Genomic DNA, 26,722 nt, shown 5'->3' on the forward strand with positions numbered 1-26,722 from the left:
AATGCATGTCTCTGGGTATGATCATCCGATAAACATCGCGAGCCCTTTGATTTCAAATTCAGTACGGCTTACTTTGTCAAAAAACCATAAAAGATACTGCCGGATTACGTTCGAGATTACCGTATTTTTTTGTGGAATCTTTTGTCATGAAGAAATAAGGATAATCACTGAATTTGTGCTGGATTATAACAGAACTTGAAGATGTGTCATCGGAGTTAATGGTAGTGAGTCCTCCTTCAGGATGATTCTCAAGCGTCGCCATAATTATCTCCTCGGCAAGGTTCATTGGTTTAGTCCTGAAGGTTGAAGTAATCATCATATTTATTGTGCGCGCAGCCCGGAGGCAATTATGTGATATTAATCACTTAAACCAGAGATATGTATCAATGTTTCTTTTACTCAAACTAAGGTTTAATAGCATCAGAGGATGCGAGCAATGGGAAACTTAGCATATGACACACCAAAACATTATCCGAGAAAAGACCAGTCGCACTACACCGAGTACTACGAGGCTGAGCCAAAGACCTCTAAGCAATACATAAGAAGGATGGGCGAATCGATCCGGGCGGGCATAGTACGCACTGCTAAGCGACGCCCATGTACGACAAAAGCACCAGATTGCAGTTGATGGCCATAAAACAGCCTCCCCCTGAAAGATCAAACTTTCTGATAAATAGTCTCTCCTTTTTTATAAAAAAACTCCAAATTTCAATCAAAAGACAACAATTTTTATCAAAAGGACTCAAATCCGATTCTTACAGATTTAATTTCAAAATATTCATTTTTTCTCTACAAACACATAAATAACCTACAATTCAATAAGTTACCAACAAATAAGGCTTTATAAAAAGTGGTAAGAATTTTAATCAGTATTTTGAAATATAATTTTGTTTAACTATTTTTAAAAAAAGTTAAACAAAAAAATGTCGGTTTATTCAATTTCAGATCTTGAGAAGCTCAGTGGAATAAAAGCGCACACGATAAGGATGTGGGAACAACGATATGAAATTCTGAAACCATTGCGCTCTGAAGGAAATGTGAGGTATTACGATGATGACCAGGTCAGGCAATTCATTCAGATAGCCCTATTGGTACGCTCCGGATATAAAATATCCAAAATAAGCAAGCTGGATCATACCGCCATTTATAAAATGGTTGAGGACTTATCGGCTACAATAACTGATGATATTAAAACAAAACATTTGGTTGACAGACTGATCTCATCAGCGATTGATTTTAATGAACACTCATTTCAAAGAATATTCCAGGAATCTATTGATCACTACGGAATAATTACCACCTATGAAAAAGTGATTTATCCTATGTTGGTAAAAATAGGTTTACTCTGGGGCAAAACAGAACTGATTCCCGCTCAGGAACACTTTATTTCAAATCTGATTAAACAAAAGTTATATCACTCTATTGATACACTACCACCGGCATCCAACGGATCTAAAACCTGGCTGTTGTTTCTTCCGGAAGAAGAAGATCATGAACTAGGTCTTCTTTTATCCAGCTATATCCTCAGAGCAAATAATTATCGTGTTATTTATCTGGGACAGCGAGTTCCTTATTATAACCTGAAAACAGTAGTTGAAAAAATAAAACCTGATTACATGCAGTATTTTATAGTAAGGTATCAAAGTACAGAAATCATTCAGGAATTTATGTCTTCGATGAACAATGATTTCCCTGAGATTATAAAATGTATTTCAATGTCCGAAAAGTTATCCCAATCCCTTCAACTACCAATGGACCATAGATATATAAAAGATATTGATCACCTCCTTGAACTCATACAGTCTGACAAAGCATGAAAACCATTGCCATTATAGGATCCGGCATTAGCGGATTGAGTGCCGCGGCATACCTTGCTTCAAAGGGGCAGGATGTTTTGGTATTTGAAAAAAACGAAGAGATAGGCGGCCGCATGCGTCAGCATAAAGCCAATGGATTTACTTTCGATATGGGGCCCAGCTGGTACTGGATGCCAGATGTCTTTGATTCTTTTTTTGAAAAACTCGGGCATAAAACATCTGATTTTTACGAATTAAAAAAACTGGATCCAGGGTTTCAGATCATTACCACAAATAACGAAATCATGAAGGTTCCTGCTTGCTGGGAGGAGTTGCTTGGGTTGGTTGAAAATATCGAAGCAGGAGCTGCAGAAAGGTTAAAAAAGTTTATGGCTGAGGCTGCATACAAATATGAAGTCGGCATTAAAAAGCTGGTATACAAGCCAGGATTATCCATATGGGAATTGTTGACAAAAGAAACTATTAAAGGAGTATTCCGGCTTCAATTATTCTCGTCCTATAGTTCTCATGTACGAAAATATTTTTCAAACAAGAAAATTATAGCCTTAATGGAGTTTCCTGTATTATTTCTCGGCGCAATGCCTAAAGACACTCCGGCATTGTATAGTTTGATGAATTATGCCGGCTTGTACCAGGGAACATTTTATCCAATGGGTGGATTTAAAAAAGTGATTGATGCAATGCGCCACGCAGGCGCTCAGAGAGGAGTAAAATTTTATGTAAATGAAGCTATTGAATCTGTGACACAAGGCCCCGGACCACTCATTAATATAAAAACATCCAAACGCCAGCTTTATGCTGATGGAATTATAGCCAGTGCAGACTATCACCATATAGAACAAAAGCTTCTCAATCAGGAAGACCGAAATTATTCTGAAGACTACTGGCAAAAGAAAACTTTTGCTCCTTCTGCCCTCTTGTTTTATATAGGTGTAAAAAGAAAACTACCCCGACTTGAGCATCATAATTTATTTTTTGATGCAGATTTTGATAATCATGCCAGGGCCATTTATGAAAAGCCGGAATGGCCTGATCAACCACTGTTTTATGTATGCTGTCCTTCAAAAACTGATCCTGAAGTGGCACCTCCGGAGATGGAGAATCTTTTCATACTAATGCCAATAGCTCCAGACATAGAAGATAATGAAGAAAAGAGGGAATCCTATTTTGTGAAATTATTAACCCGACTTGAAAAATTTACCGGTGTATCTGTTCGTGAACATATAGTCTACAAGAGAAGCTATTGCGTCGAGGATTTTAAATCTGACTATAACTCATACAAAGGGAACGCTTATGGATTAGCCAATACATTGATGCAAACAGCTAATCTAAAACCAAAAATCAAAAACAAACATATTCAAAACTTCTTTTATACAGGGCAACTTACTGTTCCCGGACCGGGAGTTCCACCTTCAATCATATCAGGTCAGGTTGCAGCAGCAGAATTATTAAAATCATTACGGATAAATATATGAAACAGCTTTTCGATGATGTATCTGCTAAGTGCAGTAAATTGACAACACAGAGCTATAGTACAAGCTTCTCGTTAGGCATTCGTTTTTTAGGTAAAGATTTACACAGACCAATTTACTCTATATATGGGTTTGTTCGATTTGCTGATGAAATTGTAGACTCTTTTCATGAATATCCCAAAAAAGACCTTATGGCATCCTTTCGCAAAGATACTGTCAAGGCAATAGAGGACAGGATTAGTTTAAATCCTATACTAAATTCCTTTCAACAAGTAGTACATGAATATAACATTGAGTGGGAACTAATAGATACATTCCTCAAAAGCATGGAAATGGATCTGGAACAAAGAGAATACACGCAGGACGCTTACAAATTGTACATTTTAGGTTCTGCAGAAGTTGTAGGATTGATGTGCCTGCGCGTGTTTGTACAAAATAACACGAGCCTTTATAATCAGCTAAAACCTTACGCCATGAGCCTCGGAGCTGCCTTCCAGAAAATTAATTTCCTACGTGATATACATACTGATTATACACATCTTGGTCGTACATACTTTCCTGACATAGATATGCATTCATTTGACAAAACCATAAAGATGAATATTGAAAAGGAAATTGAAGAGGATTTCAACCATGCATTAATAGGTATTAAACTATTACCTTCATATTCCAAAACAGGAGTATATCTTGCCTATATTTACTACAAGGCTTTATTCAGAAAAATAAAATCCTTACCAGCTGAAACTATTCTGCAACAACGTATTCGAATACCGAATATTAATAAGCTGGGGTTAATGTTTCAGTGTTACATACGCAGTCAGTTTAACATTTTATAATCATGGATCAAATTATTCTGGTAAACAATCATGACCAGGAAGTAGGAATGATGGACAAACTTGAAGCTCATCAAAAAGGTTTGCTTCACAGGGCTATATCAGTCTTCCTATTCAATTCGGAAGGAAAACTGCTTCTACAGCAGAGAGCAAAGAATAAATACCACTCCGGAGGATTATGGACCAACACTGCCTGCAGCCATCCTTATCCTGGAGAGAGTACATTACAGGCTGCCATAAGAAGACTGAAGGAAGAAATGGGCTTAGAAACAAATCTTACAAAAGCATTTCAATTTACTTATAGGGCTGAGTTTACAAACGGACTGATCGAACATGAACTTGACCATGTATATGTGGGTAGCTCAGACATCGATCCTGATCCCGATCGGGAGGAGGTGATGGATTTTACCTATCTTTCACTGGAAGAAATCGAAAACAAACTGAATAGCACACCTGAGTTATTCACAGAGTGGTTTAAACTTTGCTATAAATATGCCTTTCATTATTACAACCAAAAATAGAAAATAATAAACAGAAAGCAGATAAGCTTCCAACGACATCGTTCTAAAATCCTTAATGTATATTCTACATTTAAACTAGTTATAAATGTATCTTAATATTCTCATTGTAATCATTGCTTTTGCATCTATGGAGGCTGTAGCCTGGATGGCCCATAAGTATATCATGCATGGCTTTCTCTGGATATTTCATAAAGACCATCATCGTCCCGGAGGATACGCTATAGAACATAACGATTTTTTCTTTTTGCTGTTCGCTACTCCGGCAATAATTTGTTTCCTGATAGGTTTTAAAGAACTATCCATATACTTCTGGATTGCTACAGGCATTACTCTTTATGGACTTACATATTTCATTATACATGACATATTTATCCACCAAAGAATAAAGTGGCTAAAAAAGTCAAATTTCACATATCTAAGAGCAATACGTAAAGCACACAAAGTACATCACAAACATCTGGACAAAGAAGATGGAGAATGTTTTGGTATGCTTTGGGTACCAATAAAATATTTTAAAGAAGCAAAACAGCATGCTAACTAAATACACCTATTTATTAATCAACCTGGGATCTGTAATCATCCCCTTTCTTTTCAGTTTTCATCCCAAGCTCCAGTTCTACAAAAAGTGGCACTATTTCTTTGGAGCTAATATAGTGGTGAGCAGTCTTTTCATTCTTTGGGACATGTATTATACGCACCTTGGAGTGTGGGGATTTAATCCAACTTACCTCACGGGATATTATGTTATGAACTTACCTATTGAGGAAATATTGTTTTTTATCTGCATCCCTTTTGCCAGTGTTTACAGCTATCATTGCTTCAGAATATTTTTTCCTTCACCTAATCTTCCGTATCGGGAGATCACAGGCATATTGATACTTGTTTTAATTATCACAGGCGGTATTCACTATGATAAGATTTACACAAGTGTAACATTTTTTGGCCTGGCATTTTTTCTACTACTTGTGGTATTTATATATAAAACAGACTGGACAGCTTCCTTTTATCTGGCTTTCGCTTTTCTACTCATTCCGTTTTTTATAGTAAATGGCATACTCACCGGGACCGGCCCTGAGCATCCGATAGTATGGTATGATAACAGTGAGAACTTAGGAATTCGTATGCTTACCATTCCAGTTGAAGATACATTCTATGGTATGCTTTTACTGATGGGAAACGTTGCTGTATATGAAAGATTACAGATTACACGAAAAGTTGAAGAATTTACTGTTTAAAAGTTAATTTAAAAAATTTTGAGACGCCATGCATGGCGTCACAAAATGTTCAATCACAGCAAACTTATCCTATTTCTAAACAATAGATCTTCTTATAACTAAAAATCCATTTTCTGATAATTAGATCATCAGAAAATGGATTCCTTCATAGTATATTCTGTGCAAGCATAGCAATTGACATTCCTTGCGTTTTCAAAAAATTATTATTTTTTACAAGTTATAGCTCAATTTTAAATAAAGTACTCTGCCAGGTCTTTGCATAGCGTAAAAATCAAACACTTGCTGATGTAAAACATTAGAAACGTCGAAAGCTAATTTTACTCTTTCAGAGAAAGAATATGCTACCCCATAATCCACCATATGTTGAGCAGGTATAATCATATTTCCATTTGGCCGCCCAGGACTTACCCAGTATAAATTAAATTTATTTATATACCCCCAAAGTAAATAAGTCTGCAACTTTGACCCCTTCAATCCTACATTATTGAAACTTGCCTGCAGCGTACCGTTTAATATAAAATAAGGCTGATTTGGGATGTGATCTTTATACGTAATATATGGCAGCGGATTATCTATCGTCTTAAAATATGTTGTATTCATTTTAAGAGTAAAAACGTTGCTTAAGTTATACTGCAACTCAGATTCAATACCTTTCCCAAGGATTTCGCCATAATTATCATATATGCCAATTCCATTTCTATATGGTAATAGATGAATCTGATCTTGTATATTCCTATAAAATGCATTTACATTTATACTTATACCATGCCCCCCTACATACTTAATATTATTTAGTGTAACTCCGGCATTGATATTTATACTTTTTTCTGGTTTAAGGTATGTATTACCCCATACCGTCCACCCATCACTTATTGCTTCATAAGCTTCAGGCATACGAGCTCCTTTTTCTATAGATACCTTAACTGAAGCCCAGTTCAGCGCCTGAAATGAAGTTGCTAATCCAAACCCCAGATTGCCGATGCTATAGCTTATTTCGCCAGAAGATCTAGGAGACCAAGGAAAAGCTTTTGGCATAGTAGCTTTTAAATAATGATATTTGGCAAAAAGATTGGTACTCAAATGATTTTTAAACCAATAACTGACATAGGACAAGCCAAAGAAGTCCTTTGTCGATCGAATCCCCTTTGATCCATATGGAATTGACGAAAAAAGTTCTTCTGCTTCTGACTTTCCCTTTTGTCTCAAATAATTAAAAGATATTTTGTGATTCTCATTGATGACGTAAACCGGATTAAATCTTGTAACCAGAAAATTTTCTTTTCTGGTTTGGAAAGTTCCACCTCCTACCATCTCTCCGGGGGTTACACTCTTACCAACAACTTCACCTTTCCAATTATATCTGTTCCTTGATGTATCTACAAGAATATTTTCTCTCATAGAGTATCCAGAAAAAAAGTCTAAGGAGAGCCTCCTTGTAAACAAATTCTCTTTTTTATACACCAATGAAGGCATCATAAATTGTTGTTTAGACCTCACCTTGCCATAAACCGGATAGGAATAATCATTTGTTTGTATGCCTTTCTCCAGATTAGAAAAGGCTACACTAAACAAAAGCTGATCTGCATAGCTTCTTTTGGTAAAACCAAAATCTATTTTTGCATGCCCCAGACTGATGTCATCATTAAAGTGTTTACCCGGATTGTTTTTAGTATAATTTTGAGGATAAGAAGTTTGTGGATCATTGTAATATATTCCCGGCCCCCACACATCATAATTGTTATCTGAGTGAGTAAAATATGACGATGCTCTTACCGTAAATCGTGAATTAGGATCTATCCACTGGCCTTGAAAATGAGCTTGATGAGTATTCAACGAACCATAAGAATAGGAAGCGTTAAAATAGTTTTTATCAGATTGAGTGGTTATAATATTGATAGCTCCTCCAATAGCATCAGCCCCCATTTCTACAGGGGTAACCCCTTTATAAACATCTATTTTACTTACAAGGGGTGACAAAAGATTACTAATATCATAACCAGGACCAAGATATTCTGCAGGGATTCCATCGACAAAAAAAGTAATTCTATTTCCTGAAATACCATCAAGCTGGTAGGAATAATTAGAACCTACACCACCTTGCTGCCTCACACGAACACCGGCAGAGCGATCCAGGATTGTATTAAGTCTCAAACTAAAAGGCTTATAAAAATCAACATTAATTGAATCCGAATGAAAGCCGGATATTTTCGCATATTTATTCTGATTTTCAAGACTATCTGCCTGCCCAAAAGCCTCAAATGATAACATGACTAAAAAAAATAGAAAAACAAGGTATTTCATAAAAACTGTGTAAAAAAGTTTAGTACAATATAAATCAAGCCATTACTCTAAAAAAACAACAAAAAATCTTAAGAACAAGCCAATGTAAAATTACAAATGAATTCAAGAGAAATCAAAGAATCAACTAAACATGTTATAACAAATCATAAAAAAGCGAATAATAAAAACGTACTTATAACTTACAATCCTTTCATAACCTGACCCTTCTTGCATTTGAACAGTAGAAACAAATTCAGAAAAAAATAAAAAATGACGAATAACAATTACTTCTAGAAAGATATGACATCATTAAAAATAAAATTCTTCCTGAACTATAAACAGGATAAGAACTATGTTTAATTAAGGTTATAAATATCCGGCAAACCTGAATTGCCTGCCGGATATTCTGTAACATAAATTTTGCTCACTAATATCTAACAAGGCCCGTATCCCTTCTTATCAAAATCAGGCTTACGTTTCTCAAGAAAGGCATTACGTCCTTCTTTGGCTTCATCTGTCATGTAGGCTAAACGTGTCGCTTCTCCAGCGAATATCTGTTGACCCACCATGCCGTCATCTGTCAGGTTCATGGCAAACTTTAACATCTTTATAGAAGTCGGAGATTTTTCAAGAATCTCTTGTGCCCACTGATACGCAGTAGTCTCTAATTCAGCATGAGGGATTACAGCATTCACCATTCCCATATCAAAGGCTTCCTGAGCACTGTAGTTGCGTCCCAGGAAAAAGATTTCTCTGGCTTTCTTCTGTCCGACCATCTTAGCAAGGTATGCAGATCCGTAACCTCCATCAAAGCTTGTTACATCGGCATCTGTTTGTTTGAAGATCGCATGTTCCTTACTGGCCAAAGTAAGGTCACAAACAACGTGAAGACTATGTCCTCCACCCACTGCCCAACCAGGGACAACTGCGATTACCACTTTCGGCATGAAACGAATAAGTCTTTGTACCTCAAGAATATTTAGCCTATGACGACCGTCTTCGCCTACATATCCTTTATCTCCTCTTACTTTCTGATCCCCACCACTGCAAAATGAGTATACACCATCTTTGGTAGATGGGCCTTCAGCAGACAATAGCACAACCCCTATAGAAGCATCTTCATAAGCATCATAGAAAGCATCATACAATTCTGAAGTTGTTTTAGGTCTGAAGGCATTTCTTACATTAGGTCTGTTAAAGGCAATACGCGCCACTCCACCGGATTTCTTGTAAGTAATATCTTCGTATTCTTTTGCTGTTTTCCAATCTATGTTCATTAGTCTCTATATTTAGTAAGTGATGGGGTAAAAATAACGCTACTTTGGGAGATTTAGAAATCTGCAAACAGAGCTGTTGATCATATTTTCGAAGTAAAAGCTCAATCATCCGAGCATTAAAGTCATAATTCAAGGTAAAAGCTCAAATGCCGGAGCTTTAAGGTCATAATTTCGAGGTAAAAGCTCAAATGGCGGAGCTTTGAGGTCATAATTTTGGGGTAAAAACTCGAATATTGGAGCTTAGAAGTCAAAATTTCAGGGTAAAAGCTCGAATGTCGGAGCTCTGAGGTCAAAATTTTGGTGTAAAAACTCGAATATTGGAGCTCTGAGGTCAAAATTTCAGGGTAAAAGCTCGAATTACATTCAAAAGATCCAGCTTAAACAAAAAAATGGGAGGCCTCCCTCCCATTAAATTTCTGTTTTACAAAAACTACTTTTCAATAGTAACCTTTACAGGCTCTTCCCAACTCTTAAATTCATTGGTATAATACAGGTAAGTACTTGCTGCTGGAGATTCATACGCTCCCGGGATCTCTGCCTTCAAATCGAGATGAATGGTCTTGACTTCTTTAGGAGCCATTTGTCTGAAATAGAGGCATACAAAATTGCCTCTGATTTCATAGAAGTCTACCTGTTTCTTCACCAGCAACTCTTTCAACTGCCAGGGCTGTGCCGACATTCCGGATGGAATTCCTACAATACTCATCGTCATGGGAAGTCCTTCTGTTGTTTTGTTGGAGATGACAGACGTAAGTCTGCTTGTCTCCCCGACACGTACATTTTTATTGATCAGTTTGACATCCAAATCAACTTTGCACTCTTTGCTTGAAGGAGGCAATGTAGTGCTGTAATTGATACCTAATGTAAATGGTAGCGGCTCTTTCACACCAATATATTTCACTTTTATCTCATGGTTACCTTCCTTCAGATAAGATTCCAATCCATCAATACTGATCTCGCCACAGTCTCCGGCTTTGTATTCTTTTGTTCCTATATTCTTTCCATCTATGTAAACTATAATGGTTCCGTCTTCAGAAGTTTTCTTTGCATGAATACTATATGCAGTAAGCGCTTTCAAAGCAAGCACAGTTCCCTGGGTAGAAGCAAATCCTCCGTGCGCAGATCTTGCACTTACAATGTATTTCACACCATCCAGTATTAACTTTTCTTTTTTCTTCCCTTCTTTCAACAAAGCCATTACTGCAAGAGAGGTTGTTTCCACAAATAATGATTGTCCGGTAGAACAAGTGATAGAGTGAATTGAGCCAGGCCAGCTTCCATCCTTCAATTGCAATGCTTCCAACAGAGCTATAGCTCTTTCAGCTTTCTTAACTTCATTCAGGTTAAACATTGTATTGGCAGCTAAAGCAAGTTGGTATGCGTCTTTAGATTTCAATGCGATATCATATGCATGGTCCGCTTCTTTCATGATATCCTTATAACCTGCTTCAGATAAAGCATACACGATATAGGCATTGGTGATATCATCAGTAGCTCTTCCAAACTGATCCAGTGCCTGAGCACTTTTCTTAAACCCTCCTTTGCCATCTCTTCTGCTCATCAACCAATTGGCTGTTCTGTCAATCATAACCTGATCCACTTTATTATACACCTGTTTCATATCATTAAACTGCATCAATCCATAAGCAGTAAGTGCTTCATGAGCAGGTGTACTTCCAAACCACTCATATCCTTTTTCCTGTGTTTCGTAAGAAATAAGTTTGGCATATCCTTTCTCAAGGTTAGCTTCCAGATTTGCCGGCGCTTTCAATCTTTTAACACTTGCTTCAGAACCCTGATTCATTTCCATCAGATATCTTTTTATCAAAAGATTAGGATAGTTGCTTGTAGATGTTTGTTCAAAACATCCGTAAGGCTCTCTGATGATGGATTCAATTCCTTTGAGCAAGTCTGTCATCAAGGATGGATAAGCAACCAGCTGTGCTTTCATTGATCCAGGAATCATGTGCTTCACTGCCACATTAAATTCTTTCTCTGTTTCTTTTCCCGATAAAGAGATGGTCATTGGAAAACCTTTAGAATGAACATTGATTTCCTGCTCGAAAGCATCTTTAAATCCATTGCCAGCAAAGGCTATGATGAGTTTATCTTTCCCTGTATTAGAAAGTACTTCAAACTCCAGTTCTATCGTCTTTGCTGTATTGGCAGCAATAGTAACATCTGAGTTAAGTCCGGTATTTAATTTTAAGTTTGAAGGCACCTCTACCTTTAATAAACCTTTAAGATTTGCCATGGTATTATTCTTCAGAGTCACAGGAATATTTACCTTATCACCACTTATCAGATCTGCAGGGCATTTGGTAGTCATGCTGAATGGCATTTGGGTGTAATATAGCTGCTCACCTCTACCTGATGTACCATCATCAGAAATTCCTTCCAGTGTAATTCTATAAGAACTTACCTCATCACTGTTGAAGAATTCTACTGTTGCTTTACCATTTCTGTCTGTTTCTACCATTCCGTTCCAGTAGATGGTACTTCTGAAGTCCGTTCTTATTTCCGGTATTGACTGGTTTTGATAAACAACAGCGGGAAATTGTCTTGCTCTGTAATACTTCGCTACCAAAGGCAGTGGCTGAGGCATTGCTCTTTTCTTCATTGCATCAAAATTTCCATTATTAAAAATATCTTCTGCAAATTCAACAGCCACCTCTTGTATCTCATTCAATGCGCCCTCCAAAATTTCCTCCTGAATAGCATTTCCAACTAAATCCATATCTGCCATTACTACCTTCTCCTCCATTTGCATTTCTTCTGCCCTAACAATTTCTTTCTCCACGAAATCATCTGCTACACCCTTTACTCTTCTCGGACGCTCAGCCTTCCGTATCTCTAAATTACCTGCTGCGGCTGGTACTTGATTATAATAAAGCTGACGACCATTATAAAGATGACAGCGAATTTGATCACTATACTGGCTTACCTGCATTACAAATGGTGCATAGTTATTGGCGTTAACCTTCAGAGTAACTATTTCACTCAAATCAACAAAAGGAAGTATAAACCTTCCGCTGCTATCTGAAGTTGTACGGATCGATTTCCCTTGTATTTCAATAGTAGCATTGGCCAATGCTGTTCCGGTATAGGCATCAACAATGTTTCCTGCAAGTATTGCTTTTTCAGCCTGGAAATTTATCTCAGGAAGTTCGTTGCTTACAATTTGTTTCCAGGTAAATCTTCTGTAACCAGAAGTAAGCATCAGATAGTCCAGGGCCTGCTCTGACTTCGCTTCCTTATTGTTAAAGTAAAATGCAGGTTCTTCTACTTTGCCTTTGATGTCTGCTTCAAGGAATAATCTTGAAAGCAAATTACCTGAACAATCATCAGCAAAAGAAAGTAATTTTTCATCTACCACAGAGACAGAAAAGTTGCCCGGCATAGCGATTCCTCTTTCATCTGTCACTTTAACATTCAACTTAACCTTTTCTCGTGGAAGGTATTTTTCTTTATCGGTTGTAAGAGAAATTTTCAGTTGCTTGTCTCTGTTCACAAATGCCAGTCTCTCTGCTCTTTCAAATCCCTTACTATCAAACAAAGTAAAACGAATGACTCCCATCGGAAAATCATTTGTAGCAACAGGCAGCTTGCAAACAGCAGCACCGTTGGATTTCCCATTGTACACTACTTTATCCCGGATAGTACCGATAACTGTCAACACCTCCTTCTCAGTAGATGATAATTCCAGAGTGATCCTATCCTTTATATTTTCAGATATACTTAAAGCATATCCCCTGTGTGCAGCTTCAGGCAACTGATAAGTTGTTTTGATCCCTGAAGGTTTAGTAATATGCGCTGTGTAAACTTCCCCTTCTTCAGGCTTCAGATAAAAGGCTCCCATGCCCTGATGAAAGCTGCTGAAGGATGCAATCTTTCTTCCTTTAGTATCAATTACATACCCTTCCACATCAGCAGGCTTCTGAAAACTATTAAGCCCTTTGAATGCAATTTTTGAATTGAACCCTGTAAGCATGTCTCCTCCCTCAGGATAGAAACTAAGGTCGATCGTATTTAACTCAATCGGAATGGATCTGGAAATAGATTCTGTTTTACCCTCGTGTTCCAGAAGGATATTCAGCAATCCATCATTGCTGGTGAGGTCTTTCGGCAGCCTGAAAGAAAGAGTTAGTACACCTTCTTCATCTGTCCTGCCTTTGGCTTCTAAAAAATTTTTACCGTCGATCTGCACAACGTACTTCAAATCTTTCAGTGCCACAGGAGTATTGTTTAAAGATTTTATTTCCGCTGTAACACTCACAAGGTCTCCGGGGCCAAATGCTTTTTTATCATAGTCGAGTTTTAAAAGCACAGATGGAAGGATTACATTCTGCACCGTGAGCTCCTTTTCAAACAACAAAGCCTCTGTTTCATTCTTTTGCCAGTTTGTATAGGCCTTTATTTTATAAATGCCACCTGCTGCATTTTCTCCTAATTGAAAGTCTCCCAGCACACTACCGTTTTTGCAGATAAGCTCCAGATGCTTTTCTATACTACCTTTAGGATTGATCAATTCTACATGTAAAATATCACTGACATTGCTGGCAGTCATATCAGCGCCTCTTCGAACATATCCTTTAAACCAGATACTTTCTCCCGGTTTATAGAAAGGCTTATCAATATGTAAATACACTCTTTCTTCCGGATGACTGGAGTTAAAAGTTTCTATCCTTTGCATTAAACGCTCCATCCATCCGTTAAAATTAAGAGGCTTGTTTAATGAAGATCCAATGGCATAACCAGTAAAACCTAATCCGGCAATAAGGCTGAATAGCGGTATTAATTTTAGATACTTTGGGTTCATAGAGTTTATCCTTAAAAGTTAAATTTCTCTATAGATGCAGAGGCTGGAAAAATTCCATAAACGTGAAGCAAAAATTTTTAAAATAATTAACATACTGAATTTAAAGGAAATAAACTTTATGGAATCAAAACGTAATAAGCTAAAGACCATTAAATATTAAAGTCCTCTTTCTGAAGAGGGGCAGCTTAACAAAATAAAGATCCTTTAAGTTGAGCATGGCCGAGGGACAGGCAAGATTTCTATTAATACGGTAAAATCAAGGCTAAGAAAAGTCATGACCTCGAAGAGGTCACATGTTTATAGATAAGAGCAGACAAATAACATACGACCCTGTAGGGGTCGCACCAAGGCAATGACGAACTATCTATAAATATTCAATCCCTTCAGGATTGTGAAATTGTCAGAATCAGGATTTACAAGATTTTAGAAAAATGAAACATAGACATTAAAGCCTCTCTCTTTTAAGAGAATTTCAGCTTAACAAAATAAAGATTCTTTAAGTTCAGCATGGTCGAGGGACAGGCAAGATTTCTATTAATACGGTAAAGTCATAAAGTCTAAGAAAAGTCATGACCTCAAAGAGGTCACATGTTTATAGATAAGAGCAGACAAATAACATACGACCCTGTAGGGGTCGCACCAAGGCAATGACGAACTATCTATAAATATTCAATCCCTTCAGGATTGTGAAATTGTCAGAATCAGGATTTACAAGATTTTAGAATTAACAGGATCTTGATTATCTCAATGCCTGGACTTCCCAGACCACATAAAGTAAAAATTATTAAGTTGACCATGTCTTTAAGGAGAAGGATTTAGAGTGAGGTCGTTAACCAATTCAGAAAGACAACTTTAAAACCCAAAACTTGGTATTTGAAAATTTATAAAGTTATTTTGTTACATGCGTATCGGTGATAAAGAAATGCGTTCAGAGCTAAACGATCAGGAATTGCTCCTTTTATATAAGGAGTCAACTGATATGTCTCTGGCTGCTGCTTTATTCAGCCGGTATACCCACCTGGTGTTTGGTCTGTGTATGAAGTACCTCAAGGATGAGGAAGACAGCAGAGATGCCGTCATGACCATTTTTGAGAAACTTATAGAAGACCTTAAAAAGCACGAAATAAGCAACTTCAAGTCTTGGCTGTATTCAGTTTCAAAAAATCATTGTTTGATGGTTTTAAGAAAAAAAACCTCAGAAAATGAAAAAATTCCTGATCTGATTATGAAAAACGAGTACGTTTTGCATCTATCATCAGAAGAGGATAAAGAACTAAACCTTTTGAAACTGGATAACTGTATGGAAAAACTGGTGGAACAACAGCGCAAATGCATTGACTTGTTTTTCCTGCAGGAGAAATGTTATAGAGAGATTGAAGCGAGCACTGGCTATTCCTCTAACGAGGTCAAAAGCTTTATTCAGAATGGAAAACGCAATCTGAAGAATTGCATGGAAAGGAGTACAGATGACTGATCCAACCAAAATATTTCCTAAAGAAGATAAATGCCTCCCATTGGAGGTTATGATGGACTACCTGCATGATCGTCTTTCCAATAAAGAAAGAAACCATGTAGAAAGGCATACGCTTCATTGTGAATTTTGTAGTGAAGCTATGGAAGGCTTGGCAATGAGCAAAGAGGACCCTATAAAAGATATTATTGCTTCTATCAATGAAGTCAATCATCTGGAGTCACAGATTCTGTTAAGTGCGAGCTTAGAGGAGCCAGTAAGTGAAATCGGCATGGATGAAGATGTTGACTTCAGCAAGAAAGAAGTGATGATGGAGGAAGCAGTCTTTTCTATGACTCCGGCTGCTGCTGCTGCACCTATGCGTCGCAAAGAAATATCCATTGAGGCAGAAGCTAAGCCTTTTGTATTAAAAGATAATCAGACGAAGTTTAACTGGACAAAGATAGCTGCAGCAATTACAGGATTCCTGTTGCTTGGAGGAAGTTTGTTCGTTATACTAAAGAAGAACTGGACGAAGGACCAGCCTGTTGCTTCCGTCAAAAAATCTGAAACAAATTCTGAAGATGACAATGCTTTTATAAATGCTGATAGCACCATCGCTATAGTACCTCTGCAAAAAGAACCTCTGCAAAGAAATCAAACCTACTCAGATGGTGTTCTGATCCCTGAAAAATCTGAGAATGAAAAAGCAGAAGAGGTTCAACAAGAAGCAAGAGTAAGCGAAATACAGGAGCATTTGGTAATCACAGAGCAAGCTAAAGAACTTTCTGCCCCGGCGACACAAGAGGAAAATCAATTATCTAAAGAAGTAGACAACAACTTTGCTTACAAATCAGAAACTACTGAAGAGATTACACTGAAAACCAGCAAATCAAGGAAGGTAGAAGCGAAAAAGAAAGCAGCTATCCCGGCAGCAGCAGATGTTGCAAGGAAAGATTCTGCTTTAAAAGCAAACGGTAACAGCATACAATCTACCAGCTTTGCTATTGGACTGAACTTATACAACAAAGGTGAATACAAGAAAGCCATTGTACAATTACTGAATGCAAAGAAGACAGATCCTGACTATGAAGTAGCACTTTGGTTTCTTGCAAAGAGCTATGAAGCTCTTGATGAGACAGAGAAATCTGAGGAAGTATATCATGAGCTTATTAAAATAAATGGAGAATTTAAAGAGAGGGCGGAGGAAGAGTTGAGGAAGTAGGAAGGATATTCCAAAATGAAAGAACAGAATCTATGAATATCAAAATTGCAGTTAACATCTTATTAGGATTGCTTGCAACAGTAATACTCTTTCACTTGACTATAATGTTCAAGGTTATTCCTTATGACATTGCCTGGGGAGGACGACTGAAAAGTGATTCTGAGATGTACGTATTTGAAACTATTTCAATCCTCGTTAATTTATTTCTGGGACTTGTTATACTTATAAAAGGAGACTATATAAGAACTTCATTCAATAAGAAGGTAATTGACATAATACTGTGGGCTTTCATTGTTAATTTTATTCTGAATACGATTGGCAATCTATTCGCAAAAACAATTCTTGAGAAATCATTTGCCGTATTGACCCTTGGTTCTGCAATACTTATCTGGACAATTTTGAGAAAGAAAAAGTTAAACCAATAGGTCTTTTTTATCAAAGATAACTTTAGCATGGCGGATTGAACCAGTAGGATTTTCCATTACATGCTTTGGGGAAAGATGAATGTCAGGTATTTTGTAATGATCTCTTCAGATTGATGCGGTTAAACAATTTGCGCTTCATGCTTTAGGTTGGGTACTGCTTCAAATAGTCATAAAATAAATGGAAAAACTATGAAAAAAGATAAAATTACTTTAAAGTTCACATTACTAGTTATTCTAATAATACTTTTAAATTTTCAATCTAAAGCGACATCTACATTAGATAGTCTCAAGGCTGAAATAAATAAAGACCTAAAATGGTTTAACAACACTCGTGACCACGAACTTGTTGACAGTATTATTATGGATGATTTGGAGGAAAGACTAAAAAAAAACCTTCTTAAATTATTAACCTTTAAGGAGATGGCTAACCTTAATTTGAAGGAATTTCCCAATCTTAAATTAGATGCCTCTACAAATGACAGCTTAAAAATTCGTTTCTATTCTTTCGGTTATTTATCCGGTGCAACAGGCTATGAATATAAGACTACTATTATTCAATGGCAAAATAAAAACGGAAAGCTATTTTCATACGCCATATCTTCTAAAATAGGTGGGACAATTGGTCAAATTTCCAAATTAAAACCTAATTTATATTTACTGAGAGCACAAGACTCGTCCACTACAAACCTATATGTTATACAATTTAAAGGCGACTTCTTAATTTTGAATTATCCAGCATTTATTCGCAGTCCTAATATTAAATTAGATCATATGGATATAACTTTTAATCCTAAAACACAGACATTATTAATTGCTAGTTACCCAGAAGTTGGATTAAATACTTACGATCTTCTTCAGTCTATGAGGTACCATTCAGAAACCAATCCTTCATATAAAAAAATAATAACCATGTTTGAAAATTTTTTTAACAATTGTAAAGATGAATATAATTGTTCCCTTAGATTAAAATTTACCGGACTGAAATTTATTGAATGACTTTGCCAAAAGTTCTCAATAATAATTTAAAGACAAATTAGCACGAGTTTACAACATTGTATATAAAATATACAAGCTTATATGTGAAAGTTGAGAGTACTATGTCAGATCACCGAACTGCATCCGTAAACTCCTTAGGCTATCTATGCCGTGTTCACTGTTGAAGACATTGAAGAAATTGTATCCAGAGACTGGCAGAAGTTTGCAATAAATTAACACAATGAATTCATAACAGCGGCTCAAGACCATGGCTCGTGATCACTAAATTTACGAATGTTCTGTTTTTTGATCTGTAAGACCGTCCAAATCCGGTCAACAGGACTTAAAATGCAGAGCATTTCTTTTCCCATCTACTTCTTAGGAACAGCAAACTGAAATTTAGTTTCTTTTCCTAATTTACTGTCCACCCAAATATTACCACCGTTTTCTTCTACAAGCTGTTTTACAATTGTTAATCCGATTCCGTGACTTTCTATGTCATACTTGCCGGAATGAGCTATCTCAAATAAATTGAATATTTCTTTCAATCTTCTCATGCCCTTATCCGCCACGAATTTTGAAAGGTCCGTTTATTCTGTTAATTTGAAATAAAAGCAGACATCTGTTTGCAAGTAAGAACCAAGGGTGTAAGATACTTTTCACAGACGTAGGCAGATAAAAAATTCAAAGTGAATGAGCCAAATTTTAAGACAGCAGATAGAAAAAATAACAAAATTAACTGATGAAGAATTTGAATATATTTTGTCACACTTTGTTAGTAAGAAATATAAAAAGCATCAGTTTATAATCCAGGAAGGAGAAGATGTTACCAACGACTTTTTCATTTTAAATGGTTGTTTGAAATCATACTTTACAGATAAAAACGGCAAGGAGCACATATTGCAGTTTGGAATGCAAGACTGGTGGATTACTGACTATCAGGCTTATTATAGCCAGACAAAAGCAACCATAAACATGGACTGTATTGAGGATAGTGAAGTACTTTGTCTATCGTATCATAATAGAGAAAAACTCTGTGCTGAAATTCACAAAATAGAACACTTTTTCAGAAAGAAGACTAATAAAAGAAACGTTGCGCTGCAACAAAGAATTCTTTCATTACTAAGCAACAATGCTAAAGAAAAATACGATCAATTATTACAACTATATCCTCAGCTTTCTCAAAAAGTACCCAAACACCTTATAGCCTCTTATTTAGGTGTTACAAGAGAAACGTTAAGCCGGCTTAACTCTCCTTCAAATTAGTGTGACATACATCACAAAAAACTCGTGATGTATGTCCTTTACCAATTGTCCATTCCAATAGAACTTTGTGCCATAAACTTTTAATTAAAAATCATATGGCAAAATTTCAAATGCAACAAGCAAGTTGCAATGTAAACTGGACAGGCAAGAAGGTATTAGGCTTACACACTGGCAGTATCAATGTCGCAAATGGCTTTATTGAATTTAAAGACAATACTGTTTCAGGAGGTGAAATACAAATTGATATGACATCAATTACAATCACCGATATTGAAGACTCAAAGACACACGATGAATTTTTAGCCCACCTTACAAATGATGATTTTTTTGCGGTAGATAAATTCAGGACTTCAAAACTCGTAATTACTAATGCAACACAAATTGAGTTGAACAAATATAAGATTAGCGGAATACTAACGATCAAAGATATTTCACATCCGGTTACCTTTTTTTCCACGATCGAAATATTTACAGACTTCCTTCATTCATTAGGCGAAATAGTTATTGACAGAACATTATACAACATTCGATATGGATCTGGAAAATTTATTGACAATCTGGGCGATAAATTAATTTATGATGACTTTGTTTTACAATTCAAACTTGTCGGAAAGCTATAATAGTGCGATCATATAAAAGACCAATTTGACCAAAACAGATCCTTTGACAGATGTTTCAGGAACTACCTTTCAGCACTTGTTAATCAATCAACATTTAACCTATCAAGACAATGTGGAATAAAACAAAATTTACAACCCTATCAGGTATCGATTATCCAATAGTACAAGGACCCTTTGGAGGAGGCCTTTCATCTGTTAAACTTACAAGTACAGTTTCAAATGCAGGCGGATTAGGTTCTTTCGGAGGTCAGCCTTTTTCAGCTAAAGAAATAATTGAAACTTGTAACGAAATAAGAAAATTCACCAATAAACCATTCAACATTAATTTATGGGTAAGTGACAGAGATGAAGGCCTGGAAAATTATACTGATGATGATTATGCCCAATTATGCGCATTATTTAAACCATATTTCAATGAATTAGAGTTACCCATACCAGAAAGGCCAAGCAATCTGGGACCTAAATTTGAAGAACAGGTAGAAGCTATCTTTGAGGTTAAGCCAGCTGTATTTAGTTTCGTTTATGGCATTCCGTCCGATATCATAATAGAAAAGTGTAAGTCATTGAACATAAAAACAGTGGGAACCGCCACCACTGTTGACGAAGCTATTGCTTTAGAGAATGCTGGAGTGGATGCAATAATTGCCACAGGCTTTGAAGCTGGCGGACATCGCGTTTCATTTTTAAGTTCTGCAGAAAATTCCTTAACGGGGACATTTTCACTTATTCCACAGGTTGCAGACAATGTTAAAATTCCTGTCATTGCCGCTGGTGGCATTGCTGATGCCCGGGGAGTAAAAGCGGCATTAATATTAGGAGCAGATGCTGTTCAAATGGGCACCGCCTTTTTAGCTACATCACAATCAAACGCTTCACAAGACCATAAAGACAAATTATTTACGGAAAATGCAAAGTACACCACTCTTACAAAAATCTTTACAGGAAGGCTTTCGAGAGGAATACGCAATAGACTAACAGGCGAGTTAAAACAAAATGAACATTTATTAGCTCCTTATCCATTACAGGGAAAATTTATGAGTCATTTAAAAGCATATCCACCAGGAGCAGACAACAATCCTGACTTTAAATCTTATTGGGCAGGACAATCAGCATCGTTATTAAAATACCGAGACGCCCAAATTCTGATTGAAACTATAGTTAAAGAAATGAATGAAATCAAATGATGAAGGTGTCACTGATTATAATAGCATTCAGGGTCTGAAATGGGCCATCTTAGCAGTGCCCCAAAGAAAGGCTTAAAATGTCACAGTATTTCTTTCTTCGCTTTGTAGACACTTTAATTTCCATATGGTAGGAAGGCTTTTCCATCAAAATCCAGTTGCTTAGAAATCTTTACCTTAAAAGGCAGGATGCTATGTTCTCAATATGCATTAAGGAAGGCCTTCCGACTATTGAAAAAATTTACTTCTTAGGAATAGTAAATTGAAATTTAGTTTCTTCCCCCAATGTACTATCAACCCATATATTACCCCCGTTTTCTTCTACAAGTTGTTTTACAATTGTTAATCCGATGCCATGACTTTCTATATCATACCTACCGGAATGAGCAATTTCAAATAAATTGAATATTTCTTTCAATCTTTCCTGAGGTATTCCTATGCCGTTATCAGCAACACAAATGGTGTAATAACTTTCTTTTTCAAAATAGGAAATGGTTATTAATGGATTAGCCTTATCCATATATTTAATGGAGTTGCTCAACAGGTTCTGTAATATCTGTACAATGGATGCACGAGGATATTTAATCTGTGGAAGGCCTTGTTGAATAAAAAAGTGAAAATGAGAAGGAGGATTTAAAGTTTCAACTATTTCATGCACAGTTTTCTCCAAATTGATGATTTCCCTACTCCTGATCGCATCTTTAGCTGACTGCAATACATTTTCAATAATGTCGCGCATGTCATTGATCTTAGCCGTCATCATTTCAAGCATTTCATTCCCTTCATCATCTAAAGGGATTCCGGCATAATCAGCCTTTAAAGAAGATGCAAGCCCTTCTATATTTGCAAGCGGAGCTTTTAAATCGTGAGAGATCATATATGCATATCGATCAAGTTTCTCATTGATACTTCTGAGCTTTTCATTTGATTTTAACAATTCCAGAGTACTGTCCTCAGCCCTTTGTTCCAGTTCCTGGTTAGTCTCTTTTAATTTTTCCTCAGCTTGTTTGGAGAGGGATATATCGTCGAAGGTGAGTAAAATTCCATCATCTACTCTTATAAAGTTTGCTTTGTACCAGACTGACTTTTCCTTTCTCTTTGATTGAAATTCATGAACTTCTGTATCACCCTGTTCAGCGACCCGAATCATGATTTTGAGAATATCAGAATCCTTTATCCAGGGATTGAGTTCAATGATTGTCTTACCGATCATCTCTTCCTCTGTTCTCTCTGTCAGCTCCAAAGCTCTTTTATTTGCTACTACATATTTAAAATCGACGAGTTCGCCTTTTTCATTTCTAATGTTTTCATATTTCACTATCCCATTAAGAGAAGACTCAAAGATTTTGTGAAAAATTTCCTGAGTGCTTTTCAGTTCTTCTTTTACCCTGACAGCTTCTGTAATATCCCGAATGGCAGAGATAATGACGACTCCATATGGATCCGATTCTAAGGAACTTAAATTTATTGCCACATTAAACTTCGCACCGTCCTTTCTTATACCTATGAGCCTGACACCTGGATGTATTGCAGATTGAGTGAAATGGTGATCCAAAAAATCCTTTCGATACTCATCAAGTATGTTATGATAGTCTTCGGGTATAAGTATATCAGTAGGTTTCCCTAAAAGTTCTTCCCTTTTGTAATTAAAAAGTGCTTCAATCTGGGCATTAGCAAAGATGATCTCCCCATCCTTATTAGTAACCAATATTCCGTCAGGCAGACACTCCAATATTTTTCGGACATTTTCTTCTCTGTTCATCTGAATAAGCCATCTTAGGGAAAATTCCCACTTAATAACCTTTTAGATAACGAATAGTTTAGAACTATTTGGGAACAGACTAATTCAATGAGGATCAGAGGATATAAAAAGATTACATTATTGCTAATTGAAGTCTCTGACTTTAATCTATTAATTGAGAGCAATCCTGTTACCTTGGCGACTAAGAGCAATAAACTCAGCCCTTCTTAGAACTTCCTCGTTTGATTCATTATAGAGCAGAAAATGTGAATCATTACTTTTTTACACAATCCTAAAGTAAAGCTTCATACCAACATATCTATATATCTATATATATATATATATATATAGAGAGAGAGAGAGAGAGATCACTCCAATTTGCTTTTGCTCCTCAACAATATTAAATGGTTAACAACCATAATTCCATTTTTTATAAATTGACACAGGACAATCATCTGTAAAAATTCTTTTTAGTGCTGCAATATCAAAACCCATCCGCATAGTGGTAAATCCAATTAAAACTGAATTACAGATACCAATAACTGATGCATAAAACCCAATAAGCACAACTTTAAAATTAAGCTTTAGCATTCCTTTTTTTAAATTCCGTTTATAACTTATACCTTTAAACGATTAACATTCACTTTTTTTAAAATAAAATTTCAACTATGAAAAAAATCATTTTTACAATTCTTTTAGCAGTTTTAGCATTAGACCCGATCTATAGTCAGGTAAGCCTGGGGCTCGATTATCAAAGTAAGTTTGCTATCATGGAGCTCACTCCCCAGGAATACAATGCCTGGATTACAGAAGACGGGTTTAGCGATGATGCCATCCGTCAGACTATGACAAAAAGAATATACAAGAAATTTAAAGATGACTTCGATTTCATTTTCTTCATATCAAATGAGCAAAGCCGTCCTACCACCATATCTTACTATGGAAAATTTGCAGGCATATCCAACAATACTTTAGGAATCGGCAGGTTCATTTATTCTACTTCGAGCAATTATGGTTCATCAGGAAAACTGCAAGGGATAATGCACATACCATACAGATCCGGGCTTATGTACGGACCTACTTTACATGAGTTCATGCATAACTGGGGCAATTATGCTCTACAAACAGGTATATACGACCCTGCTTCCGGACCTGACAACAACTTTGATGGTCATTGGGGGTTTACAGGAGGATCAAGTCCCGGGCAATTAGGAGGTTTTGATCAAAGTACATTAAAAACAAATGTAAACGGAGATCCAAAGAGATACAGCGTAAAACAATTCGGAGTAAACGTTAATGGTGGGAATTCACAACCATATAGTAAACTGGAACTTTACCTTATGGGTATGATCCCGGCTAGCGAAGTTCCTACCTTTGATCTGTTCAGAGATATTACCTCTGTGACTCCAGTAGGTGAGAACTTTGAATTTGTAGCTGGAACAAGAGAGACATATAACGGCAGTAGTCTTGTTGCTAAACTAGGGGCTAGAAACCCAGATTATTTAAGCTCCCAGAAAGATTTTAAGGTTTTGTTTGTGCTCATCTCGAATGATCAACTCAATGAAACGGAATGGAAGGATATCAGTGATCAGGTGATGTGGTTTGCCGGAAATACTAATGACGATAAGAGTATTTACAACTTTTACGAAGCTACAGAAGGTAAAGGCACAATCAACATCAGTAACCTGGCTTCTTCTCTCAAAGCAAACACTTCCGGAAATATCACATTGAACTCTCCCGCAAGCTCTGTGAAATTCGGAATAGCCTCTAACATCAGCTGGCAAACTAACATTAGCGGTAACGTTAAATTAGAACTTTTCCAAAATGGAGTATTAAAGGAAACTTTGACATCCGATATTGCAGCATCCTCACAAACATTTTCATGGACACCAACAGAATCAATGTTAGGAGATCTGTACAGGCTAAAGATAACAAGTCTATCTGATCCTTCAGTTTATGATTTTACTGACAACATATTCAAAATCGATTACCATTATTATAAAATTAGCGGAACCGTCAAAGACGAAACAGGAAAACCTCTTGCCAATGCTATTCTTAAATTGGGAGAAACAATTGTGCCGGACCAGGTACAAACTGAGGATAACTTTTCAATTTCGCTAAGCCTGGCTCCGAAAAAACAATCTTTTAAACCTTCGGGAAACTTTCTGGGTAAGATAGATCTGATGCTTAATAAATCTGCCGGTTCCACAAAAGATGTATATGTAGAGATAACCGATAACACAGGAACAGTGATAGGAAGAGATACAATTCCCAATGCGGAAATTAAAAGTAAAAGTTCCTTTGTATCAGCCTCATTTTTTCCCATCATTAAAGTCAGTCCGGAAAAAGAATATACAATCCTCGTAAGTGCAGATGACTCGGAAATATCCTGGTCGCTAGGTTTTCCTTCCGCCTATACCAAAGGTGAATCTGACATATTGGAGAATGCAGATTATACATTCATAACCTACAAAGGAAATGGCACTGAATTAAAATCTGATGAAAACGGATACTATGAATGTTGGATCAATGCCGGCTATTCAGGTGAACTCTCGTTAACAAGTCTCAATACTTTATATCAACCATCACCTTCCAAAATATTGAACTCTGTTGCAGATAATCTCCCGAATCAGAATTTTGTACTTTACTCACCCGTTAAAGTGTCAGGTTATGTTTATTCCACTAATAACGTCCCCTTGACTAATGCAACGGTAAACTGGGGAGAGCCTTTAACAGTTGATCAAAGTCAGACCTCAACTAAAATTGGCTATGGGATTAGAAAGGAATATGAGTTATCCCAAACATTCATTCCCACAGCAAGCACTCTTTCCCAGGTTCAGTTAGCTCTGATTAAAAATGGTACTCCTACACAATCGATTAACGTTCAAATAAAAAAGGAAAACGAAATTATAGGTACACAGACAATTGTTCCTTCTTCCATTAGCAAAGCTACAAATTGGGTAAGTGCACCTTTTATACCTGCCTTGAATCTGATACCTGGACAGGAATATACCATCTCTGTAACAGCTTCAGGATCCGGAGAATACTACTGGTTTTGTGACTCAGCTAAATACAACAATGGAACAGCAATTGGTATAGATAAAACCAATTATGATTTTAGTTTTATTACCAACCAAGGTAACGGGGGACAATTCCTGACAGATGCATCCGGTTATTATGAATTCAGATATCCAAGAGGTTGGAATGGGGTAATTCAGGCATCAAGGGCCGGCTACACTTTCTTTCCAATTCAGTTTTCTAACATTACAACAAGCCTGACTGAGCAGAACTTCAAAGATGGCATAAATACTTCCATTAATAATTTAGAAGAAGCTGAGGCAAAAGTAAAAATTTATCCTAACCCTGCATCTGACATGATCTTTATTGAATCCGGATTTGCAAATGAATCGATCTTATCGGTGGAAATATTGAACGATAAAGGTGAGTCTTTAAAAACATTATCTGAATCTTTCACAGGAACCCGATCCTATTCCATATCTGAAGTTAGCAGTGGATTGTATTTCCTTAAAATCTCAAACTCCAAAGGGACATATATTCATAAACTAACAAAGTTGTAAGATTCTT

At 36.5% G+C, this 26,722-nt stretch carries 21 protein-coding genes; 14 read left to right on the top strand and 7 right to left on the bottom strand.

The window, feature by feature from the left end; translation table 11 throughout:
• Positions 1-76 precede the first annotated feature (76 nt).
• The gene (locus MYP_RS21800; RefSeq protein ID WP_156140788.1) at positions 77-319 is read right to left on the bottom strand and encodes a pyridoxamine 5'-phosphate oxidase family protein; all 243 of its coding nucleotides are present in this window, start codon (positions 317-319) and stop codon (positions 77-79) included.
• 604 nt (positions 320-923) lie between these two features.
• Between MYP_RS21800 and MYP_RS21805 the strand changes: the two genes are divergently transcribed.
• From MYP_RS21805 to MYP_RS21830, 6 genes are all read left to right on the top strand, one after another.
• Entirely contained in the window at positions 924-1,817 is an 894-nt protein-coding gene (locus MYP_RS21805) for a MerR family transcriptional regulator (protein ID WP_045468411.1), read from the top strand.
• Positions 1,814-3,292: a phytoene desaturase family protein gene (locus MYP_RS21810; protein WP_045468414.1), complete on the top strand. Its 1,479-nt coding sequence runs from the start codon at positions 1,814-1,816 to the stop codon at positions 3,290-3,292. The genes MYP_RS21805 and MYP_RS21810 overlap by 4 nt, the downstream gene beginning before the upstream one ends.
• Positions 3,289-4,125, top strand: coding sequence for a phytoene/squalene synthase family protein (locus tag MYP_RS21815; RefSeq protein ID WP_045468415.1), 837 nt, complete (start codon positions 3,289-3,291; stop codon positions 4,123-4,125). Before MYP_RS21810 ends, MYP_RS21815 begins: the two co-directional genes overlap by 4 nt.
• Positions 4,126-4,127: 2 nt before the next feature.
• Positions 4,128-4,643: an isopentenyl-diphosphate Delta-isomerase gene (idi, locus tag MYP_RS21820; protein WP_045468416.1), complete on the top strand. Its 516-nt coding sequence runs from the start codon at positions 4,128-4,130 to the stop codon at positions 4,641-4,643.
• An 85-nt stretch (positions 4,644-4,728) separates the two neighbouring features.
• Complete coding sequence (locus tag MYP_RS21825) at positions 4,729-5,184, top strand: sterol desaturase family protein (protein WP_045468417.1); 456 nt, start codon at positions 4,729-4,731, stop codon at positions 5,182-5,184.
• Positions 5,174-5,878: a lycopene cyclase domain-containing protein gene (locus MYP_RS21830; RefSeq protein ID WP_045468419.1), complete on the top strand. Its 705-nt coding sequence runs from the start codon at positions 5,174-5,176 to the stop codon at positions 5,876-5,878. The genes MYP_RS21825 and MYP_RS21830 overlap by 11 nt, the downstream gene beginning before the upstream one ends.
• A 210-nt stretch (positions 5,879-6,088) precedes the next feature.
• On the opposite strand, the gene MYP_RS21835 is transcribed toward MYP_RS21830, so the two are convergent.
• The 3 genes from MYP_RS21835 to MYP_RS21845 all read right to left on the bottom strand — a co-directional run bounded on the left by MYP_RS21835 (position 6,089) and on the right by MYP_RS21845 (position 14,254).
• Positions 6,089-8,146, bottom strand: coding sequence for a TonB-dependent receptor plug domain-containing protein (locus MYP_RS21835; protein ID WP_045468424.1), 2,058 nt, complete (start codon positions 8,144-8,146; stop codon positions 6,089-6,091).
• A gap of 446 nt (positions 8,147-8,592) precedes the next feature.
• Positions 8,593-9,435 carry a 1,4-dihydroxy-2-naphthoyl-CoA synthase gene (locus MYP_RS21840; RefSeq protein ID WP_045468427.1) on the bottom strand — a complete coding sequence of 281 codons (843 nt, stop codon included), beginning with the start codon at positions 9,433-9,435 and terminating at the stop codon, positions 8,593-8,595.
• A gap of 430 nt (positions 9,436-9,865) precedes the next feature.
• Positions 9,866-14,254: an MG2 domain-containing protein gene (locus MYP_RS21845; RefSeq protein WP_045468429.1), complete on the bottom strand. Its 4,389-nt coding sequence runs from the start codon at positions 14,252-14,254 to the stop codon at positions 9,866-9,868.
• 901 nt (positions 14,255-15,155) lie between these two features.
• Here MYP_RS21845 and MYP_RS21850 point away from each other — a divergent pair.
• From MYP_RS21850 to MYP_RS21865, 4 genes are all read left to right on the top strand, one after another.
• Positions 15,156-15,728, top strand: a complete 573-nt coding sequence (locus MYP_RS21850) for an RNA polymerase sigma factor (RefSeq protein WP_045468432.1) — start codon at positions 15,156-15,158, stop codon at positions 15,726-15,728.
• Complete coding sequence (locus MYP_RS21855; RefSeq protein ID WP_045468435.1) at positions 15,721-16,929, top strand: tetratricopeptide repeat protein; 1,209 nt, start codon at positions 15,721-15,723, stop codon at positions 16,927-16,929. Before MYP_RS21850 ends, MYP_RS21855 begins: the two co-directional genes overlap by 8 nt.
• Before the next feature lie 32 nt (positions 16,930-16,961).
• Positions 16,962-17,354, top strand: a complete 393-nt coding sequence (locus tag MYP_RS21860) for a hypothetical protein (RefSeq protein ID WP_045468438.1) — start codon at positions 16,962-16,964, stop codon at positions 17,352-17,354.
• A gap of 189 nt (positions 17,355-17,543) precedes the next feature.
• Positions 17,544-18,350, top strand: coding sequence for a hypothetical protein (locus MYP_RS21865; protein WP_156140789.1), 807 nt, complete (start codon positions 17,544-17,546; stop codon positions 18,348-18,350).
• Positions 18,351-18,700: 350 nt separating this feature from the next.
• Here MYP_RS21865 and MYP_RS21870 read toward each other — a convergent pair whose 3' ends face one another.
• The gene (locus MYP_RS21870) at positions 18,701-18,886 is read right to left on the bottom strand and encodes an ATP-binding protein (RefSeq protein WP_045468444.1); all 186 of its coding nucleotides are present in this window, start codon (positions 18,884-18,886) and stop codon (positions 18,701-18,703) included.
• A 136-nt stretch (positions 18,887-19,022) separates the two neighbouring features.
• Here MYP_RS21870 and MYP_RS21875 point away from each other — a divergent pair, with 136 nt between their 5' ends.
• The 3 genes from MYP_RS21875 (at position 19,023) to MYP_RS21885 (ending at position 21,399) form a co-directional block, all read left to right on the top strand.
• Positions 19,023-19,595, top strand: a complete 573-nt coding sequence (locus MYP_RS21875; RefSeq protein WP_045468446.1) for a Crp/Fnr family transcriptional regulator — start codon at positions 19,023-19,025, stop codon at positions 19,593-19,595.
• 95 nt (positions 19,596-19,690) lie between these two features.
• On the top strand, positions 19,691-20,215 hold the full coding sequence (locus tag MYP_RS21880; protein ID WP_045468449.1) for a YceI family protein: 525 nt from the start codon (positions 19,691-19,693) through the stop codon (positions 20,213-20,215).
• A 110-nt stretch (positions 20,216-20,325) separates the two neighbouring features.
• Positions 20,326-21,399, top strand: coding sequence for an NAD(P)H-dependent flavin oxidoreductase (locus MYP_RS21885; protein WP_045468452.1), 1,074 nt, complete (start codon positions 20,326-20,328; stop codon positions 21,397-21,399).
• 238 nt (positions 21,400-21,637) lie between these two features.
• Here the strand turns inward: MYP_RS21885 and MYP_RS21890 are convergent, their stop codons facing one another.
• Positions 21,638-23,158 (bottom strand): PAS domain S-box protein, encoded by a 1,521-nt coding sequence (locus tag MYP_RS21890; protein WP_045468455.1) that lies wholly within the window; start codon positions 23,156-23,158, stop codon positions 21,638-21,640.
• A 387-nt stretch (positions 23,159-23,545) separates the two neighbouring features.
• Positions 23,546-23,728: a hypothetical protein gene (locus MYP_RS21895; RefSeq protein WP_045468459.1), complete on the bottom strand. Its 183-nt coding sequence runs from the start codon at positions 23,726-23,728 to the stop codon at positions 23,546-23,548.
• Positions 23,729-23,805: 77 nt separating this feature from the next.
• On the opposite strand from MYP_RS21895, the gene MYP_RS21900 reads away from it, so the two are divergent.
• On the top strand, positions 23,806-26,715 hold the full coding sequence (locus MYP_RS21900; RefSeq protein ID WP_045468462.1) for a T9SS type A sorting domain-containing protein: 2,910 nt from the start codon (positions 23,806-23,808) through the stop codon (positions 26,713-26,715).
• Positions 26,716-26,722 lie beyond the last annotated feature (7 nt).

The sequence above is a fragment of the Sporocytophaga myxococcoides genome, from assembly GCF_000775915.1.
In the GTDB taxonomy this organism is placed as follows: Bacteria; Bacteroidota; Bacteroidia; order Cytophagales; family Cytophagaceae; genus Sporocytophaga; species Sporocytophaga myxococcoides_A.

Bases quoted from the DNA above. Each gene is read 5' to 3' on its own strand.
- MYP_RS21800 (WP_156140788.1), bottom strand. From the start codon at position 319: ATGATGATTACTTCAACCTTCAGGACTAAACCAATGAACCTTGCCGAG.
- MYP_RS21805 (WP_045468411.1), top strand. From the start codon at position 924: ATGTCGGTTTATTCAATTTCAGATCTTGAGAAGCTCAGTGGAATAAAA.
- MYP_RS21810 (WP_045468414.1), top strand. From the start codon at position 1,814: ATGAAAACCATTGCCATTATAGGATCCGGCATTAGCGGATTGAGTGCC.
- MYP_RS21815 (WP_045468415.1), top strand. From the start codon at position 3,289: ATGAAACAGCTTTTCGATGATGTATCTGCTAAGTGCAGTAAATTGACA.
- idi (WP_045468416.1), top strand. From the start codon at position 4,128: ATGGATCAAATTATTCTGGTAAACAATCATGACCAGGAAGTAGGAATG.
- MYP_RS21825 (WP_045468417.1), top strand. From the start codon at position 4,729: ATGTATCTTAATATTCTCATTGTAATCATTGCTTTTGCATCTATGGAG.
- MYP_RS21830 (WP_045468419.1), top strand. From the start codon at position 5,174: ATGCTAACTAAATACACCTATTTATTAATCAACCTGGGATCTGTAATC.
- MYP_RS21835 (WP_045468424.1), bottom strand. From the start codon at position 8,146: ATGTTATCATTTGAGGCTTTTGGGCAGGCAGATAGTCTTGAAAATCAG.
- MYP_RS21840 (WP_045468427.1), bottom strand. From the start codon at position 9,435: ATGAACATAGATTGGAAAACAGCAAAAGAATACGAAGATATTACTTAC.
- MYP_RS21845 (WP_045468429.1), bottom strand. From the start codon at position 14,254: ATGAACCCAAAGTATCTAAAATTAATACCGCTATTCAGCCTTATTGCC.
- MYP_RS21850 (WP_045468432.1), top strand. From the start codon at position 15,156: ATGCGTATCGGTGATAAAGAAATGCGTTCAGAGCTAAACGATCAGGAA.
- MYP_RS21855 (WP_045468435.1), top strand. From the start codon at position 15,721: ATGACTGATCCAACCAAAATATTTCCTAAAGAAGATAAATGCCTCCCA.
- MYP_RS21860 (WP_045468438.1), top strand. From the start codon at position 16,962: ATGAATATCAAAATTGCAGTTAACATCTTATTAGGATTGCTTGCAACA.
- MYP_RS21865 (WP_156140789.1), top strand. From the start codon at position 17,544: ATGAAAAAAGATAAAATTACTTTAAAGTTCACATTACTAGTTATTCTA.
- MYP_RS21870 (WP_045468444.1), bottom strand. From the start codon at position 18,886: ATGAGAAGATTGAAAGAAATATTCAATTTATTTGAGATAGCTCATTCC.
- MYP_RS21875 (WP_045468446.1), top strand. From the start codon at position 19,023: ATGAGCCAAATTTTAAGACAGCAGATAGAAAAAATAACAAAATTAACT.
- MYP_RS21880 (WP_045468449.1), top strand. From the start codon at position 19,691: ATGGCAAAATTTCAAATGCAACAAGCAAGTTGCAATGTAAACTGGACA.
- MYP_RS21885 (WP_045468452.1), top strand. From the start codon at position 20,326: ATGTGGAATAAAACAAAATTTACAACCCTATCAGGTATCGATTATCCA.
- MYP_RS21890 (WP_045468455.1), bottom strand. From the start codon at position 23,158: ATGAACAGAGAAGAAAATGTCCGAAAAATATTGGAGTGTCTGCCTGAC.
- MYP_RS21895 (WP_045468459.1), bottom strand. From the start codon at position 23,728: ATGCTAAAGCTTAATTTTAAAGTTGTGCTTATTGGGTTTTATGCATCA.
- MYP_RS21900 (WP_045468462.1), top strand. From the start codon at position 23,806: ATGAAAAAAATCATTTTTACAATTCTTTTAGCAGTTTTAGCATTAGAC.